At 38.7% G+C, this 17,114-nt stretch carries 16 protein-coding genes and 1 pseudogene; 11 read left to right on the forward strand and 6 right to left on the reverse strand.

Going from position 1 to position 17,114, the window contains the following annotated elements; translation table 11 throughout:
• Positions 1-362 (forward strand): annotated as a pseudogene (locus F927_RS04170) (hypothetical protein); the annotation flags it as partial.
• A 75-nt stretch (positions 363-437) separates the two neighbouring features.
• Entirely contained in the window at positions 438-1,004 is a 567-nt protein-coding gene (locus tag F927_RS04175) for a hypothetical protein (RefSeq protein ID WP_005081736.1), read from the forward strand.
• 115 nt (positions 1,005-1,119) lie between these two features.
• Here the strand turns inward: F927_RS04175 and F927_RS04180 are convergent, their stop codons facing one another.
• Complete coding sequence (locus tag F927_RS04180; protein WP_005081738.1) at positions 1,120-2,949, reverse strand: phosphoenolpyruvate carboxykinase (GTP); 1,830 nt, start codon at positions 2,947-2,949, stop codon at positions 1,120-1,122.
• Positions 2,950-3,345: 396 nt separating this feature from the next.
• Between F927_RS04180 and F927_RS04185 the strand changes: the two genes are divergently transcribed.
• The 5 genes from F927_RS04185 to F927_RS04205 all read left to right on the forward strand — a co-directional run bounded on the left by F927_RS04185 (position 3,346) and on the right by F927_RS04205 (position 8,080).
• Positions 3,346-4,284 carry a diacylglycerol/lipid kinase family protein gene (locus F927_RS04185; protein WP_005081739.1) on the forward strand — a complete coding sequence of 313 codons (939 nt, stop codon included), beginning with the start codon at positions 3,346-3,348 and terminating at the stop codon, positions 4,282-4,284.
• Entirely contained in the window at positions 4,265-5,017 is a 753-nt protein-coding gene (locus tag F927_RS04190; RefSeq protein ID WP_005081740.1) for a metallophosphoesterase family protein, read from the forward strand. Before F927_RS04185 ends, F927_RS04190 begins: the two co-directional genes overlap by 20 nt.
• Positions 5,018-5,208: 191 nt before the next feature.
• On the forward strand, positions 5,209-5,499 hold the full coding sequence (locus F927_RS04195; RefSeq protein WP_004652030.1) for a co-chaperone GroES: 291 nt from the start codon (positions 5,209-5,211) through the stop codon (positions 5,497-5,499).
• 57 nt (positions 5,500-5,556) lie between these two features.
• Positions 5,557-7,191, forward strand: coding sequence for a chaperonin GroEL (gene groL / locus F927_RS04200; RefSeq protein ID WP_004638311.1), 1,635 nt, complete (start codon positions 5,557-5,559; stop codon positions 7,189-7,191).
• A gap of 151 nt (positions 7,192-7,342) precedes the next feature.
• Positions 7,343-8,080 (forward strand): porin family protein, encoded by a 738-nt coding sequence (locus F927_RS04205; protein WP_005081742.1) that lies wholly within the window; start codon positions 7,343-7,345, stop codon positions 8,078-8,080.
• Between the two features lie 55 nt (positions 8,081-8,135).
• On the opposite strand, the gene F927_RS04210 is transcribed toward F927_RS04205, so the two are convergent.
• The gene (locus tag F927_RS04210; protein WP_005081744.1) at positions 8,136-8,510 is read right to left on the reverse strand and encodes a diacylglycerol kinase; all 375 of its coding nucleotides are present in this window, start codon (positions 8,508-8,510) and stop codon (positions 8,136-8,138) included.
• A gap of 191 nt (positions 8,511-8,701) precedes the next feature.
• On the opposite strand from F927_RS04210, the gene F927_RS04215 reads away from it, so the two are divergent.
• Both F927_RS04215 and epmA read left to right on the forward strand, forming a co-directional pair.
• Complete coding sequence (locus F927_RS04215; protein ID WP_005081747.1) at positions 8,702-9,769, forward strand: 4-phosphoerythronate dehydrogenase; 1,068 nt, start codon at positions 8,702-8,704, stop codon at positions 9,767-9,769.
• Entirely contained in the window at positions 9,766-10,752 is a 987-nt protein-coding gene (epmA, locus tag F927_RS04220) for an EF-P lysine aminoacylase EpmA (RefSeq protein WP_005081749.1), read from the forward strand. Before F927_RS04215 ends, epmA begins: the two co-directional genes overlap by 4 nt.
• Positions 10,753-10,797: 45 nt before the next feature.
• Here epmA and F927_RS04225 read toward each other — a convergent pair whose 3' ends face one another.
• Both F927_RS04225 and F927_RS04230 read right to left on the reverse strand, forming a co-directional pair.
• Positions 10,798-10,977 (reverse strand): hypothetical protein, encoded by a 180-nt coding sequence (locus F927_RS04225; protein ID WP_005081751.1) that lies wholly within the window; start codon positions 10,975-10,977, stop codon positions 10,798-10,800.
• Positions 10,978-11,191: 214 nt separating this feature from the next.
• Positions 11,192-11,809: a rhomboid family intramembrane serine protease gene (locus tag F927_RS04230; RefSeq protein ID WP_005081753.1), complete on the reverse strand. Its 618-nt coding sequence runs from the start codon at positions 11,807-11,809 to the stop codon at positions 11,192-11,194.
• A 153-nt stretch (positions 11,810-11,962) separates the two neighbouring features.
• On the opposite strand from F927_RS04230, the gene nfuA reads away from it, so the two are divergent.
• Positions 11,963-12,601: a Fe-S biogenesis protein NfuA gene (gene nfuA / locus F927_RS04235; RefSeq protein ID WP_004638320.1), complete on the forward strand. Its 639-nt coding sequence runs from the start codon at positions 11,963-11,965 to the stop codon at positions 12,599-12,601.
• 173 nt (positions 12,602-12,774) lie between these two features.
• Positions 12,775-14,814 carry a ligand-gated channel protein gene (locus F927_RS04240; RefSeq protein ID WP_005081755.1) on the forward strand — a complete coding sequence of 680 codons (2,040 nt, stop codon included), beginning with the start codon at positions 12,775-12,777 and terminating at the stop codon, positions 14,812-14,814.
• A gap of 34 nt (positions 14,815-14,848) precedes the next feature.
• Here F927_RS04240 and F927_RS04245 read toward each other — a convergent pair whose 3' ends face one another.
• Entirely contained in the window at positions 14,849-15,856 is a 1,008-nt protein-coding gene (locus tag F927_RS04245) for a hypothetical protein (protein WP_005081757.1), read from the reverse strand.
• A 24-nt stretch (positions 15,857-15,880) separates the two neighbouring features.
• Positions 15,881-16,888 carry an alpha/beta fold hydrolase gene (locus F927_RS04250; protein ID WP_005081760.1) on the reverse strand — a complete coding sequence of 336 codons (1,008 nt, stop codon included), beginning with the start codon at positions 16,886-16,888 and terminating at the stop codon, positions 15,881-15,883.
• Between the last annotated feature and the right edge of the window lie 226 nt (positions 16,889-17,114).

Below are 17,114 nucleotides of genomic sequence, written 5' to 3' on the forward strand. Positions count from 1 at the left end.
CACCCTTTACGATCGATACGATAGGTTACCAAGAGATAGGTGACATTCCTCGTTTTACAAGATTAAGTATTTTTAGGGTTTACGAGGTTTATGACTCTTTGGGATATTATGCTCCACGTATTGTTGCTAAATTAGAGCAAGGAGAATTCCGTAATATTTTAGCCATTATCCCTTCATGGCGAGAACATGTTGTTAATCCAGTTACGGGTAGATCGGCCACAATGGATGGAACTAGTGCTATTATGACTAAATCATTATGGTTTACAGGGTTTGATACTATTGATATTCCAAGAAAGGTGTTTAGTAGATCAGATGTAAATAAAATTAAGTTTAATCCTGAATATCTAAAAAAGTGTGATTGAGTGAAAATCCAAGTTTTTAAAGTTGGTTATCAATTCTGAATGGAATTAAATTCTCCTGAGTGTAATGAGTAATACATGAATATTAAAAACTTGATAAGATGTTTTGGGCTTTTATTAGCTCTTTCAACTCTTACCGCTTGTGCTACACCTAGAATCTTATCGCATGATATAGATGGATTATGCCTGATTACACAACAAGATATGGTATTGTCTAGAAAAAAATTTAAAGATTACGGTACAACGAATTATAGCTTACGAACAACCAAAAATTGGCATCCACCCTTTACGATCGATACGATAGGTTACCAAGAGATAGGTGACATTCCTCGTTTTACAAGATTAAGTATTTTTAGGGTTTACGAGGTTTATGACCCCGTGGGATATTATGCTCCACGTATTGTTGCTAAGTTAGAGCAAGGGGAATTTCGTAATACTTTAGCCATTATCCCCTCATGGCGAGAACATGTTGTTGATCCTGTTACGGGTAGATCTGTCATAATGGATGGAAGTAGTGTTAACGTGACTAAATCATTATGGTTTACAGGGTTTGATAGGGTTGATGTTCCTGGAAAAAGGCTCAGAAGGTCGGATGTAAATAAAATTAAGTTTAATCCTGAATATCTAAAAAATGTAATTGAATAAACTCAATGTTTTAAGTTTTTGATGGTTTGAATAATTATATGAATGGTGGGCTTAAACACTAAAGTAATTTAAACAAAAAAGGTCGCCGAAGCGACCTTTTTATATCATTTAATTATTAAGCAGATTTAACCGCATTTAATAACTCATTTTGACGATCTTTAAGTGCTTGAGGTAAACGATCACCGAGTTTAGTAAATAACTCAGTGTGGCTTTCAAGCTCTTTGATCCATTGGTCTTTGTCTTGTGCTGTAACAGTTTCGAATTGCTCTTTAGAGAAGTCGATACCTGTCCAGTTCAATTGTTCGTAAGTTGGAACAAGGCCGATTGGAGTTTCAGTCGCTTCAGCACGACCTTCACAACGATCAATGATCCACTCAAGAACACGCATGTTTTGACCGAAACCAGGCCATACAAAGTTACCTTCAGCATCACGACGGAACCAGTTTACATTGAAGATTTTTGGTAATTTATTACCAGCAGCTTCTGCTTTAGCGCCAACTTCTTGACCAAGTTGTAACCAGTGACCGAAGTAATCAGCCATGTTATAACCTGCGAAAGGAAGCATCGCAAAAGGATCACGACGAACGATACCTTGTTGACCAACAGCAGCAGCAGTTGTCTCAGAGCCCATAGTTGCAGCTTTATAAACGCCATCAACCCAGTCAAAAGCTTCAGAAACTAAAGGCACTGTATCTGCACGGCGACCACCGAAGATAAATGCAGAGATCGGCACACCTGCTGGATTTTCCCAGTCAGCGTCGATAGAAGGGCATTGACCTGCTGAAACTGTGAAACGCGCATTTGGATGAGCAGCTTTGTCTTCACCAGTATGCGGTTGACCTTTCCAGTTGGTAAGGTTCGCTGGAACTTCTTTAGAAAGACCTTCCCACCATACCTCGCCGTTATCAGTTACAGCAACGTTGGTATAGATCACATCTTTGTGAAGTGTTGCCATACAGTTCGGATTAGTCTTGGTATTTGTACCAGGCGCAACACCGAAGAAACCAGCTTCTGGGTTGATTGCATATAAACGACCATCTTCACCTGGTTTGATCCAAGCAATATCGTCACCTACAGTTTCAATCTTCCAACCTTCGTAACCTGCTGGTGGAATCAACATTGCAAAGTTGGTTTTACCACATGCAGAAGGGAATGCCGCTGCGATATAGTGTTTTTCACCTTGTGGGTTTGTTACACCCAAAATCAGCATGTGCTCAGCTAACCAGCCTTGTTCACGACCCATTGCAGATGCAATACGTAAAGCTAAGCATTTTTTACCAAGTAAAGCGTTACCACCATAACCAGAACCGTAAGACCAGATTTCACGAGTTTCTGGGTAATGCACGATATATTTTTCGCTGTTGCAAGGCCAAGCAACATCTTTTTGACCGTCTTTTAACGGCGCTGCAACTGTATGTACGCAAGGAATGAATTCGCCATCAGTGCCTAGAACGTCATAAACTGCTTTGCCCATACGTGCCATTTTGGTCATGCTAACCGCAACATATGGAGAATCAGTTAATTCGATACCGATGTGCGCGATATGGCTACCTAAAGGACCCATTGAGAATGGAACCACGTACATGGTACGGCCTTCCATTGCGCCATCAAATAAGCCATTTAATTTTGCACGCATTTCAGCAGGTTCAACCCAGTTATTGGTTGCACCAGCATCTTCTTGGTTTTGTGAACAGATATAAGTACGGTCTTCAACACGAGCAACGTCAGAAGGATCAGAATTTGCAAGATAAGAACCAGGATGTTTTTCTTGGTTAAGTTTTTGCATGGTGCCGTTAGCGATCATCAAGTCGATAAGACGTTGATATTCTTCTTCGCTTCCGTCACACCATTCGATTTTTGCTGGTTTGGTTAATTTTGCAATTTCTTCCACCCATGCAATTAGCTTAGGGTGACGAACGAATTCTGGTGCGTTCACTTGGGTCATGGTGATGCCTTTTTAAAGTGTGTACGACGTACAAATTCTATCTACTGGGTGACAGTAAAATAGATGAAGTAAAAAAAGTGGCTGTATTAAAGCATAAAATCCAAAAAAAAATAAGTGCAATGAATGTTGTAGTGTATTGACTCTAAACGAGTTGTTTGTATCTAAGTATTTGTTTTTATTGGCTGTGATATTTTTATTTATCTTTATTTGAATTTTTTATATGTGTTATTTTTATCAAAAATTATATTAATAAACAATAGGTTGTGTTATTCGTAATACTTGAGAATTATTATTGATTAAATGAATGATGTTCATTCAAAAATTACATAAACAAGCTTTTATTTGTTGATTTAGTAAACAAAAATAGGGCTATTAATCGCCCTAAGTTTGATCTCCATGAGCTTAAAATTACGACCTCTTTCGATCATTTATAATCAGAAGTCAGGATTCCACGCTGCACAACAAAGTGAAGAGTACGAACAACTGCTGACTTATTGGACGCAACATGGTTTTGAAATTCAAGTGTTTGAGTTAAGTCAACACGCCAGTTTTGATGACATGATGTCGGAGATTTTAGTGAGACATCAACAAACTGATTTTCGCGGTGTAGTGGTCGCAGCAGGTGGTGATGGAACATTGAATGCTGTTGCTCAGCGATTAATGCATACGGATATTCCGATGGGTATTATGCCACTAGGGACATTTAATTATGTTGCTCGTGCTTTGCATATCCCGATTGATGTCGTTCAAGCGGCGGAAGTCATTGCAACTGGGAAGGTACATGAAGTACATGTTGCCAAAATCAATGATCATATTTATTTAAATAATGCGAGTTTGGGGTTATATCCTTTATTTATTAAAAAACGTGAATTATATAATCAACGTTTAGGTCGTATTCCTTTACATGCCTACACATCAGGATTGGATGTGCTCCTGCGTGAGCACAAGTCACTCAAGCTTTCAGTTACTGTAGATGGTCAGAAATATCCAGTGACTACACCACTAATTTTCTTCGGTAATAATCAGCTTCAGCTCAGTGATATGAAATTAAGAATTGCTGAGTGCGCAGCAAATGGAAAACTTGCTGGTGTTGTTGTTGCGAAAAGCGACCGTCTCAGTTTATTAAAAATGTTATGGAAATTGATTCAAGGTAAAATTGATCAGGCTTCTGACGTCTATTCATTTTGTGCTGAGAAAATCGAGGTGGGGTGTAAAAAAATGCAGTTAACGGTTGCCATCGATGGGGAACTGGTAGAAATGCAAAGCCCCTTAAAATTCTCAGTAGAAAAGTCCGCATTGAAAGTGATGGTTCCAAATGTTACTACATCTATCTGATCTGCATTTTGGAACAGAGCGAGAGGTGTGTATTGAGGCAATTCACCAATTTTGTCAGCAATATCGCCCTGAAGTGGTGGTGGTAAGTGGTGATTTAACCCAGCGAGCACGTTATCAACAGTTTTATGCATGTGTGCAGTTTTTAAATTCGCTATCTATTCCTTATTTGGTGGTACCTGGGAATCATGATATTCCGCTATACCACGTCTGGAATCGTTTTTTTTCTCCATTTTTACGTTATCAAATGTTTTTTGGCAGTTTGGAGACGACTTTAGAGACAGAGCACTTCTATATTGTTGGAATGAATAGTATTCGTAGGCGATATCATACGCGAGGACACATTTCGGTTGACCAGATCAATGAAACCTATGAAAAGTTAAAAAATGCACCATCAGGCAAGATTAAGTTAGGGGTTTTTCATCAACCTTTTTATACTTTTCCAGATGATCATGGTGGTAAGGATTGTCCTGTTTTAGGGAAAATTGCATTACAGAAATGGGGTGAAACTGGATTATTTGGTTTGTTGCATGGGCATTTACACAAAGTTGCAGTGCATGATCTAAATCAAATTTTCGATTTAGGATTTGATCATCCGATTCTCGATATTCATGCAGGTACAGCGATATCCAATCGTGTACGTTTTGGATTGCCGAATAGTTTTAATGTGATTTTGAGCAATGGTGTGATTGAGCATTATTATTTTAATGAAGATAAAAAACAGTTTGAAAAGTAGCGTAAATAGACTGAATTTAAGATTCGTGTTCGTGATGTTTGAAAAAAGAACAAAAAGTCGAATTTTTTTTTAATTTTCCCCTTGAAGCCTTTTTTTTTAACCCCACAAAAGTGGCATATCAAAATTTTGTTGATTGCTACTGGAGTAGCAATGCAAATTAATCAAAAAGACTAAGTCTGATGGAGTTAAATATGAGCAACATTCGTCCATTACATGATCGCGTAGTGATTCGTCGCGTAGAAGAAGAAACCAAAACGGCTGGTGGTATTTTACTTCCAGGCTCTGCTGCTGAAAAACCATCTCAAGGTGAGGTGATTGCAGTAGGTAATGGTCAGATCACTGACAATGGCGTTCGTGCTTTAGACGTTAAAGTTGGAGACAAGGTATTGTTCGGTACTTATGCAGGGACAACTGTGAAAGTAAGTGGTGAAGAACTTTTAATCATGAAAGAGTCGGATATCTTAGCTGTGCTTGAAGGCTAATCGACCTATAACTCACACATTATCAGATACAGTATTTAAAAAGATTTGGAGTTTAACATGTCAGCTAAAGACGTAAAATTTGGTGATTCAGCTCGCTCAAAAATGATCGCAGGTGTAAACGTACTTGCAGATGCAGTAAAAGTAACTTTAGGCCCTAAAGGTCGTAATGTCGTTATCGATCGTTCTTTCGGTGCGCCACACATCACTAAAGATGGTGTAACCGTTGCCAAAGAAATTTCTTTAAAAGACAAGTTTGAAAACATGGGTGCTCAACTTGTTCGCGAAGTTTCAAGCAAAACGAATGACATCGCAGGTGACGGTACAACAACTGCAACTGTACTTGCTCAAGCAATCTTAAATGAAGGGATCAAATCAGTAACGGCTGGTATGAACCCAATGGATTTAAAACGTGGTATTGATATCGCAGTGAAAACTGTAGTTGAAAATATCCGTGCCAATGCAAAACCTGCTGATGACTTCAAAGCAATTGAACAAGTCGGTTCGATCTCTGCGAACTCTGATACCACTGTAGGTAAGTTAATTGCACAAGCAATGGAAAAAGTAGGTAAAGAAGGTGTAATCACTGTTGAAGAAGGTTCTGGCTTCGAAGACGCTTTAGACGTTGTTGAAGGTATGCAGTTTGACCGCGGTTATATCTCTCCATATTTCGCGAATAAGCAAGATACGTTAACTGCTGAACTTGAAAACCCGTTCATCCTTCTTGTTGACAAAAAAATCGGTAATATTCGTGAATTAATCACAGTATTAGAAGCAGTTGCTAAAACTGGTAAACCGCTTTTAATTATTGCTGAAGATGTTGAAGGTGAAGCGCTTGCGACACTTGTTGTAAACAACATGCGCGGTATTATCAAAGTATGTGCAGTAAAAGCACCTGGCTTTGGTGACCGTCGTAAAGCAATGCTTCAAGATATCGCGATCTTAACTGGCGGTACTGTGATTTCAGAAGAAATCGGCATGGCGCTTGATCAAACAACTCTTGAGCACTTAGGTACAGCACACAAAGTAACAGTATCTAAAGAAAATACTGTGATTGTTGATGGTGCTGGTAATGCAGCTCAAATCGCTGAGCGTGTTCAACAGATCCGTGCTCAAATCGAAGAATCTACTTCTGAATATGACAAAGAAAAACTTCAAGAACGCGTTGCTAAATTAGCAGGCGGTGTTGCAGTGATTAAAATCGGTGCTGCAACTGAAGTTGAAATGAAAGAGAAGAAAGACCGTGTAGATGATGCGCTTCATGCGACTCGTGCAGCAGTTGAAGAAGGTGTTGTTGCTGGTGGTGGTGTTGCACTTGTACGTGCCGTAAATGTATTAGACGGCTTGAAAGGTGCTAACGAAGATCAAACAGCGGGTATCAATATCTTACGTCGTGCGATTGAAGCTCCACTTCGTCAAATCGTTTCAAATGCTGGTGATGAGCCTTCAGTTGTGATCAATGCAGTTAAAGCTGGCGAAGGTAACTTTGGTTATAACGCTGCAACTGGCGAATATGGTGATATGTTAGAAATGGGTATCCTTGACCCAGCTAAAGTAACGCGTTCTGCACTTGAACACGCAGCTTCTGTTGCTGGTTTAATGTTGACCACTGAGTGCATGATCACTGATATCCCAGAAGACAAACCTGCTGCTCCAGATATGGGCGGAATGGGTGGTATGGGCGGCATGATGTAATTACATCTACGTCTAGATCAAAAAAACCCTGCTTATGCAGGGTTTTTTTACGTTTGTTGAATAGTAAAAGTGAAAAAAAAGCGTTATTAATCATTCTATTCATTTTTATTAAATTAAAAATCTATTAGAACAGTAATTATTGGAGTCACTTATGTATAAATCATATTGTTTAATATTGAGTTGTACTTTGTTGAGTTTTCAAACTTATGCTGAAAGTATCAAAGATTCCTTTGCAGGGGAAACCAAAGTATTTTTAAATATTTATGGATTTGCGGCTGATATCGATGGTGTAATTGGTTATCAAGGTTTGAATTATCAGGTAGATCAACCATTCAAAGATACGCTGGAATCTTTAGATAAGGCAGTTATGGGGCATATTGAAATTAGTAAAGGGAAATGGGGTGCTTTCTCAGATATTCAATATGTAAAAACTGCCGACAAAAAAGAAGTTCATTCTTTTCCCGTCGCTCTATCAACCAAAGTAAATCTGAGCAATTTGGGAATTTACTATCGCGCCTATGAGCAATTTCCTCAAGGCAAAGGTCTGGTGATCGAACCAACTCTAGGGGTGAATTATACTGACCTAGAAGGAACTCTAGAAGCGTTGGGTAAACATCTTACAGTTGAAAAGCATTGGTCTGAATATTTCGGTGGCGCTCGTGTTCGTTACAATAGCGACTCGCCTTGGAATTTAGCAGCGCAATATACATATGGCACAGAACAAACTCAAGTTGCACAGGCCTATTTAGGATATCGTCAAAAAATATTAACGGCTCCCGTGAACTTTAGAGTCGGATATCGTTATGTGTCACAAGATTATAAAAATAGCAGTTTTAAATGGGATACCGTACAACAAGGGCCAATACTTGGAGTTGGGTTTGGTTTTTAAAAAATAATATAGAAAATAGAAGAAACAAGCGCTTTGTTGTTTCTTCTTTAAATCATTATTTAAGTAAAATAATCATCCAAGTAAAAAAGATAATAGCTAAAGAAACGAACTGGGCTGCGCTTCCCATATCTTTTGCATTCTTAGACAATTCATGTTTTTCAAGTGAAATACGGTCAACAACCGCTTCAATGGCTGAATTAAATAATTCGACAATAATTGCCAACAAACAGACAGCAACCATAAGTGCCTGCTCCAAGGCAGATACATGGATAAAAAAGCTGGCAGGAATCAAAATTAAATTAAGCAAAATAATTTGTCTAAAAGCAGCTTCATGGTTAAATGCAGCTTTAAAACCAGCAAGCGAATAGCCTGTGGCATTTAGGATGCGTTTGATACCATTTTTGCCTTTATAGGGAGAATAAGGCGTCATAATTGAACTTACAGAAAATAATATGCTGACATTATAAAAGTAAAAAAACGATCTAGAATTGGCAAGAAGTTGCATGAGCATTTCAAAATCGTTGTCTTTCGCACCAATTTTACTCAAACATTCAGATTTGATTTGTTAATTTCTTTGATGCTTAGGATAATGAGCCCAGAGAAAATTATGGAATTGACTGCATGAAAATTATCGCAGATGAAAACTTGGCATTTACCGATTATTTCTTTGCGGAATTTGCAGAAATACAGCATCGAGCAGGACGTACGTTAACGCATGCAGATGTTCGGGATGCGGACGCTTTATTGGTTCGCTCAGTGACGAAGGTCAATCATGCTTTAATTGATCAAACTAAAATTCAATTTGTGGGTAGTGCCACGATTGGAACAGACCATCTAGATATTCAAACTTTAGAAAATCAAAATATCTCATGGAGCAATGCTGCTGGTTGTAATGCTCAGGCTGTTGCAGAATATGTCATTACCGCCTTATTGCACTTAGATATTGAATTATTAGAAAAAGATGCCGATTTTACTTTAGGGATTGTTGGTTTAGGTAATGTGGGTAGTCGACTGGCGGTGATGGCACAACTGCTGGGGTGGAATGTGATCGGTTACGATCCTTATGTGCAACTTAATGACATTGAAAATGTTTCTTTTGATACGTTGTTAGCGCGTGCAGATGCGATTTCAATTCATGTCCCTTTAACTTTAACTGGTGAATATCCAACGCAGCACTTGTTCAATCAAGCGACTTTAGCAGCAATGAAACCCTCAGCCATTCTAATCAACAGCGCGCGTGGTCCTGTGATTCAGCAATCGGCATTGATGGCAGATATGATGAAAACCAAACGTCAAGTCGTGCTGGATGTATTTGAGTTTGAACCTGAGATTCCTCAAGATTTATTAGATCTATTGGCTTTAGCAACGCCTCATATTGCTGGCTATAGTTTAGAAGGGAAGGCACGAGGTACACAGATGATTTATGATGCTTTTTGCCAGAAGTTTGGTTATACCGCATCGAAGCGCTTTGAAAGTCAGTTACCAAGCGTTGAACAATATTTTGAACAACACGACTTGAAAGAAGTATTAAAGCAACGTCTTCCCCAAATTTATAATATTAGCGAAGATGACCGACAATTAAGAGCTTGTGTGAAACATGGTAAAGTTGATCAGCAGGCCTTTGATTTACTGAGAAAAAATTATCCATTACGCCGTGAATGGGCTGCACATGGTGGACCAAAGGCATGAGTCAAGATGAAATGAAAAGCTATCAACCGACGTGTTCTATCGAAGCTCTAAAAGCGCGTGCCGAGATGTATAAAAAAATTCGCCAGTTTTTTGCAGAACGGAATGTTTTAGAAGTCGAAACACCTATTTTGTCCCAAGCAGGGGTCACTGATGTACATTTGGCATCGGTACAAGTACAGCGCCATATTCATGGAAAATTAAATACCCAATATTTACAGACTTCTCCTGAATTTCCAATGAAGCGTCTGTTGGCAAGTGGAAGTGGGCCAATCTACCAAATCTGTAAAGTATTTCGTGATGATGAACATGGGCGTAAGCACAATAGTGAATTTACCATGTTGGAGTGGTATAGACCTGCAATGGATTTAACAGCCTTGATGCATGAGACAGCCGATCTGTTAGAAAGCTGTTTGGCACATCGTTTTGGTGATATTCGTCCCATTGTTTTGAGTTATAAGCATGCATTTCAAGACCGCTTAGATATCAATCCATTGCAAGCATCACTCAAGCAGCTCAAAGAAACGGCTCATCGTGTTGGGCTTAATTTAGATTTGGGTGATGACCGTTTAGCGTACATGGATTTATTATTCTCTCATTTTGTAGAGCCGAGTTTGGGATTTGATAAGCCTGTATTTTTGACGGATTTCCCGCCTGAAATGGCTTCACTAGCAAAAGTCAAACAGGATGAAGATGGTGAGTTAGTTGCAGCACGCTTTGAGGTCTATATAGAGGGCTTAGAGCTGGCAAATGCCTATGATGAATTGTTGGATGCGGATGTGTTAGCTTCACGTTTTGAAGCAGATAATAGGCAACGTGCTGAACAAGGTTTGCCTGTGATTCCAACTGATCAGTATTTATTGGCAGCACTTCCCAATATGCCTGAATGTTCTGGGATTGCATTAGGTATTGATCGTTTATTGATGGTGGCGATGAATCAAATGAATATTGATAAAGTCATCGCCTTTCCAGCAGAGATCGCTTGAACTTAAAAGCGCCTAGATGCACATCATTTAGACGCTTTTAAATGATTAGCAACGCCCTTGTTTTGCTAGTCCTGGTGGGCAGAAATCTCCCTTACCGCCTTGACGATGGTATCTGTGGTCATAGCCATCTGGGTCAATCACCACGCTGCCACGTGGGGTGTGTACTGCACATGCAGATAGGCTGAGACAGAATAAAATACTTAAGCTCAATAAAATTATTTTCATATTTATACATCCTTTGTATTTGATCTGATTAAATTTTAAGCTTATCTCATCTTTTTTACGAGTTGATTTTTTATACAATAACATGCTTTGGTTAAATTTGGCTGATGATGATAGGAGTGAAATCGATCAAAGTAATGATAATAAGAAGGTCAGATCAAATTTGATGTGTATATTTGAAAAACAAGCCTCATTTGGAGGCTTGCTTTTTTATTGTTTAAAATGGCAATTTGGTCAGTTGATTGAGGAAATGCGAAACCACTCTAGGCTCTAAGATGATCGTCACTACAATACCATAGGCAGCTCCCCAAAGGTGGGCGCTGTGATTAATGTTACTATTGCCACGTTTGCCAGACCATACACTATATGCCACATATAAAATGGCAAAAATAATGGCAGGAACAGGGATAAAGAAGACGAAAATCAAGTTCCAAGGTTGGAACAAGATATAAGCAAAGAGTACTGCTGAAACAGCACCAGATGCTCCTAGGCTTGCCCAACGTGCATCATGTCGATGTTTTAGATAGCTTGGTAAAATTGCAACAATGAGACCACCCAAATAAAATAAGACAAACCCCATGTCATAGAAAAACTGGCGATAAAAACTTTCAATGATATTGCCAAAGAAGAAAAGGGTGATCATATTGAATAGTAAATGCATACCATCAGCATGAACAAAACCATGTGTAATAAAACGATCATATTGACCACGTTGCATTGCTGGTGGCCAGAAAATAAGTCTGTTCATTACACGTTGATTGGAGAATGCGAGTAAAGAAATCGCGACTGTGATCAAAATCAGGGTCACAGTATGATTAAAGGGTAGATGTAACATAAACGTTTCAAATTGATCAGTGTCTAAGCAATAATGCCATTAAAAACTTAATAAACAATGATCTTGCATAGAATTCCTACAAAAATGGTTGATTTTTTTTCATTACCCTCCATCTTCAGTTAATATAACGACATCAGCTTGAGGATTATTGTTATGTCGACTGAGAACACCAACACTGCTGTCGCAGAAGAAATTCCAAACCTTTTGATTACTCCCTCTGCACAAGAGTATTTAAGTGATTTATTAGCAAAACAAAATACTCCAGGGATTGGCGTTCGTGTTTTTGTAGAAAATCCGGGTACTCCACGTGCTGAATGTTGTATGGCATATAGTGCACCAGAAGAAGTTATACCAACGGATTATAAACAGGACTATCCTGATTTCCCTGCTTATGTAGATGCACCATCGATTCCATATTTGGTTGATGCGGTGATTGATTACAATAAAGATCGTTTTGGTGGTCAATTAACGTTCCGTGCACCAAACTCCAAGGTGCCTCGTGTAGGGCCAGATGCTTCTATTGAAGAGCGCATTACTTATATCTTGCAATCTGAGATTAACCCAGGTCTAGCAGGGCACGGCGGTAACTGTAGCCTCGTCGAAGTTCAAGAAGATGCTGAGCATGGGCTTACTGCTGTATTGAAGTTTGGTGGTGGTTGCCAAGGTTGTTCTGCGATTGATGTAACCTTGAAACAAGGTGTAGAGACAACGCTGCGTCAACATATTCCTGAGTTACAACGTGTGGTTGACCAAACAGACCATACACAAGCAGAAGGTGCTTATTTTAAGTAAGCCTAGCATGTAGAAAATTTGAAATAGCTTCATATCTTGAGGCTATTTTTTTGTAAATTACAATCCAATTAATGATAGTAATTATCATTAATATTTACAATTATATCCAATATTGTTACCATGATGTGTGAAATATCCACTTTTAAATCACATGTTAATTTATTGGAATTTGTATGTATAAACAATCAACTCTCTCACTGCTATCTTTATCAGTTCTTGTCTGTATGTCTTCAATCGGTAATGCTTCAGCAAATGAGATTGAGGGAAATGCACGTAGTAAAGGTGAAAATTACAATAAAAATGTGACCCAATTAGATAAGATTGTTGTTACTGCGAGTGGATTTGAACAAGACATTAAAAAAGCTGCGGCATCTATTTCCGTTCTCACACAAGAAGAAATTAATAAAAAAGCTTATCGTGATGTGACAGATGCATTGAAAGATGTTCCAGGAGTCGTGGTCACGGGTGGTGGTAGCTCAAGTGATATTAGTATTCGGGGAATGGGCAGTGCCTATACCGTTATCATGGTCGATGGTAAAAAAGTAAATACGCGTTCAGTACGACCAAATAGCGATAATTCAGGAATTGAACAAGGATGGCTACCTAATATTGGAGCGATTGAACGTATCGAAGTGATTCGAGGACCAATGTCAGGTTTATACGGTTCAGATGCTATGGGGGGTGTAATTAATATCATTACTAAAAAAAATACGACTGAATGGACTGGATCTATCAAATTAGATACGACATTACAAGAAAATTCTGATTCAGGTAATCTTTATCAAACTAACGCTTATATAGCAGGCCCTTTAATTGCTAATCTCTTATCGTTTAAAGCCAATGGACTATATTCTCAGCGTGATGAAGATGATATCTATGGCGGTTACAGCAAACAAAAAATTCGTGCGGGAGGTGCTGCATTTAGTTTGACACCAAATGATGATCATACAATTGATTTGGAATATCAGCGCTCTATTCAAGCTCGTAATGCGACGGTTGGGAAAAGTATTTCTCCTGTACAAACAGGTCGAAACCCTCCAGTAAATTCGTTAGTTGATTATTATCGTACAGAGTACAGTTTAACGCATCGTGGTCAGCTTGGTGCTGTAGAGACACATTCATATATTCAACGTGAGGAGAACGAAAATCCTTCACGTAATATGGAAGCAATTAATACGACTTTTAATACCATCAATAAAATTAATTTTGACCAACATAGTTTGAGCTTTGGTGGGATGTACTTAAAAGAAGAGTTAGATGATCAAGGTAATCAATTGAGTGTGGGTGGTGCTAAACCAGTTTCACATCTAGATCGTTATAGTTGGGCATTATTTGCCGAAAATGCATGGAACATTGTGGATGATTTCACTTTGACTAGTTCGCTTCGCCTAGATAAAGATGAGAAGTTTGGCGATCACTGGAGTCCAAAAGTCTATGGTGTTTGGGGAGTAAATGATAATTGGGTAATCAAAGGTGGTGTGTCAACAGGCTATAAAACCCCAGCACTTCGTGCAACGGTTGCAGAATGGGGACAAGCGACAGGGGGAAGCCAAAGTAGTGGTGTGATTGTTGGGAATCCTAACCTGAAACCCGAAAAAAGTGTGAACTATGAAGTTTCATTTAATTGGGACAATTTAGATGATCTTACTGCTGGACTAACACTTTTTAATAGTGAATTTAAGGATAAAATTACTGAGATTAGAACATGTCAAAGCGATTCTGGTACCAGAGGCTGTGATTGGTTAGGGGAAAAGTTTGACTTTGTTAGCCTGCGAGAAAATGTTGATAAAGCCAATATGCGTGGTGCGGAAGCAACGTTTGGCTGGAAAGTTTTACCCAATGTAAACTTAAGTGCTAACTATACTTTTACGGATACCGAACAAAAAAGCGGTATCAATAAAGGTAAACCGTTAAATGAAATGCCAAAACATATGTTTAATACCACCGCAGACTGGGAGATTAATGATCAGTTCTCAAGTTGGGGGCGTGTTAATTATCGTAGTAAAACCTCGGATTATTTGAGTCGTACAGCGATGGCAAAAGGTAAACCAGCCTATACGATGGTTGATATTGGATTGAACTACAAACCAACACAGAACATCGCTGTTGCAGCAGGAATCTATAACTTATTAGACAAAGAGATTGATACAGCAACTTATAATTATGTATTAGATGGACGTCGTTATAATCTAGGTGTGACTTATAGTTTCTAAGATATAAATTCAAGGATAGGGCTGTTGTAGTGCCTTATCCTTGTAATTTAAAAATCTCAGAAACTTGCTCTGAATAATAAAACTTTTCTAGATAAGTGCGCGCACGTTGTCTTAAATAGCCTGTCTGGATCACTTGTTCTAAAACAGGCACTAACAAATCATTTAATTCATTCTGAATCAAATCTTCATCAATATTGAGATCACGAAGTAGCAGATCAAAAGTTCGTTCTTGATTTCGTGCATACCATGCATAAACGCCATCATGGACTTGTTGTTTCAAATAGTCGCTTTGACGAATATGATCCCAAATCTCATGTCCCATAGCCACAGTACGAGGTAAATCTTGTACTTCAATATAGTTGCGTAAAACCGACAATGGCATTACTTTGATTTTATGCCAAATATTCGCTTGAAAGTGATAGAGCTTGTCATCGTTGAAGTGTTGATTTAACACTTTCTCGCTCATTTGACTGATTTTTAAAATATTCTTCTGTAAGTAGTGCCCAATGGTGTTGTTGAGGTTTGAATCGGTCACGGTTTCCAAAACAGATTTTCCCATTTTCATAAACTGCCCCACACCAGGGACACGTTTAGACATCACTGAGTTGTCTAAATAATCTTGAATAGAGTGTTGGATGAGTTGTGTAATCAGTGCAGAAAACGCTGGATTATTCACAACAGTTTTGATTAATCGTTGGCGGTGTCCGCTTTTACTTGCGATGTATTGTGCGATGGAATCAATGGTTAAAACCGGGATAACATCCTCAATTGGAGTTTCATCATTGATCGGATGAATTAGTGCAAAACGGATATGCTCTGCAATCTGCTCAATTAAAAATGAACTTGCAGGTGTGGCTAAGATCTGTTTTTCGATTAAATCAAAGATTTGTTCAAATGACCAAATGTGCTGTAACTGCTGTAAGCGTAACCAATGATAGAACTGTTTAAACTCATGTTGAACAGTTTCTGTTTGAGCAAACTCATGGTCGAGAAAATCAAGTTGTGCATCAATCAATTGTTCTATCATTGGATGTTTTTGCATAGGGTTTAAATTACACCTCTGAGTTTATGGTGATGAAGCGGCTGCAGGCTTTTGCGCCTGAATTTTGCTCAAAAATGGTAGATACTGTTGAACAACCAATTGATCGGCTTCAAGAATTGGCATGTGCCCCACATTTTCTAAAATCACAGGCGCTTGCGCATTTTTCAATAATGACTTTAATTCTGGTGCAACTTCAACATTGATAATTTTATCTTGTTTGCCCCATAAAATAAGCGTTGGAGCATCGATAGCGCGTGCGAGCAAAGCAAAAGAGTCAGGCGTGTATAATTTATTTAGCGCAATCACTTGATCGACCATTCTTTTGGTTTGTTCAACTTGGCCGATCATCATGCGTTCTTGAGCTTGTGCAATTTCTTTTGGAATAAAAGGTGGGGCATACATCGCTTGCTGCATCAGGAAATTAAAATCTCCTTTTTTACTCACCACCATATTTCTCAGTTGATTTGGATCTTTTAGATAAGGCGTGTTTGCTGAACGATAAACGCCCGCGGCATTGACGAGAAACAAGCTCTTAGTTTCAAAAGGATATTGACCTGCATAGAGCATGGCGACTGATCCACCGAGTGAGTGACCCGCAATATGTGCTGGCCCAGTTAGGTTGGCTGCCTCAATAAAACGACGTAACTTTTCTGTTACGTTCGGAACAGAATAGTCAAAATCTTTGGGAACTTGTGTTTCACCGCTGGCTGGTAAGTCAGGAATGATGACATGATAGTTTGCGGTTAATGCATGAGCAACACGATTCCAGTTATCACGACTACCTGCCAAACCATGAATTAAAACAATAATTGGTTTATCACTTTGTCCACCTTCACTGTATGACCAAGTGATATCACCTACTTTTAGGGTTTTGGTTTGTAGACCAGCCCATGAGCGTTCTTGTTGGAGTAGGTTTTGGAAACTCATTTCAATTTCAGCAGCATGTGTTGTATTTATGGTTGCTGTTAAACTAAGTGCCAATAGTGCGGCAGTGAATGTCTTAGCTATGGGTAACGAAAATGGGATATTCATCTTTGCTCAGTCCTTGATCTATTTTAAACCAATTGATTATTGAGGATGTTGCTCAGTGAGTCATTTGCATAATCTACAGGTGTATGGAAATTCTTGCCAATGAAATCAGTATTTTTAAGCTATTTTTATGATCAAAGGTATGTTCCTTAGTCGATGTAGTTTCTATTTTTGTCAGTGACATTCAACTTAGCGCAGATTAAACTTAAGGGGCTGTTGATTTTCAGCC

The organism is Acinetobacter haemolyticus CIP 64.3 = MTCC 9819 (assembly GCF_000369065.1).
In the GTDB taxonomy this organism is placed as follows: Bacteria; Pseudomonadota; Gammaproteobacteria; order Pseudomonadales; family Moraxellaceae; genus Acinetobacter; species Acinetobacter haemolyticus.

Excerpts from the sequence above, each read along its gene's own strand:
- F927_RS04175 (WP_005081736.1), top strand. The coding sequence starts at position 438 with ATGAATATTAAAAACTTGATAAGATGTTTTGGGCTTTTATTAGCTCTT.
- F927_RS04180 (WP_005081738.1), bottom strand. The coding sequence starts at position 2,949 with ATGACCCAAGTGAACGCACCAGAATTCGTTCGTCACCCTAAGCTAATT.
- F927_RS04185 (WP_005081739.1), top strand. The coding sequence starts at position 3,346 with ATGAGCTTAAAATTACGACCTCTTTCGATCATTTATAATCAGAAGTCA.
- F927_RS04190 (WP_005081740.1), top strand. The coding sequence starts at position 4,265 with ATGTTACTACATCTATCTGATCTGCATTTTGGAACAGAGCGAGAGGTG.
- F927_RS04195 (WP_004652030.1), top strand. The coding sequence starts at position 5,209 with ATGAGCAACATTCGTCCATTACATGATCGCGTAGTGATTCGTCGCGTA.
- groL (WP_004638311.1), top strand. The coding sequence starts at position 5,557 with ATGTCAGCTAAAGACGTAAAATTTGGTGATTCAGCTCGCTCAAAAATG.
- F927_RS04205 (WP_005081742.1), top strand. The coding sequence starts at position 7,343 with ATGTATAAATCATATTGTTTAATATTGAGTTGTACTTTGTTGAGTTTT.
- F927_RS04210 (WP_005081744.1), bottom strand. The coding sequence starts at position 8,510 with ATGACGCCTTATTCTCCCTATAAAGGCAAAAATGGTATCAAACGCATC.
- F927_RS04215 (WP_005081747.1), top strand. The coding sequence starts at position 8,702 with ATGAAAATTATCGCAGATGAAAACTTGGCATTTACCGATTATTTCTTT.
- epmA (WP_005081749.1), top strand. The coding sequence starts at position 9,766 with ATGAGTCAAGATGAAATGAAAAGCTATCAACCGACGTGTTCTATCGAA.
- F927_RS04225 (WP_005081751.1), bottom strand. The coding sequence starts at position 10,977 with ATGAAAATAATTTTATTGAGCTTAAGTATTTTATTCTGTCTCAGCCTA.
- F927_RS04230 (WP_005081753.1), bottom strand. The coding sequence starts at position 11,809 with ATGTTACATCTACCCTTTAATCATACTGTGACCCTGATTTTGATCACA.
- nfuA (WP_004638320.1), top strand. The coding sequence starts at position 11,963 with ATGTCGACTGAGAACACCAACACTGCTGTCGCAGAAGAAATTCCAAAC.
- F927_RS04240 (WP_005081755.1), top strand. The coding sequence starts at position 12,775 with ATGTATAAACAATCAACTCTCTCACTGCTATCTTTATCAGTTCTTGTC.
- F927_RS04245 (WP_005081757.1), bottom strand. The coding sequence starts at position 15,856 with ATGCAAAAACATCCAATGATAGAACAATTGATTGATGCACAACTTGAT.
- F927_RS04250 (WP_005081760.1), bottom strand. The coding sequence starts at position 16,888 with ATGAATATCCCATTTTCGTTACCCATAGCTAAGACATTCACTGCCGCA.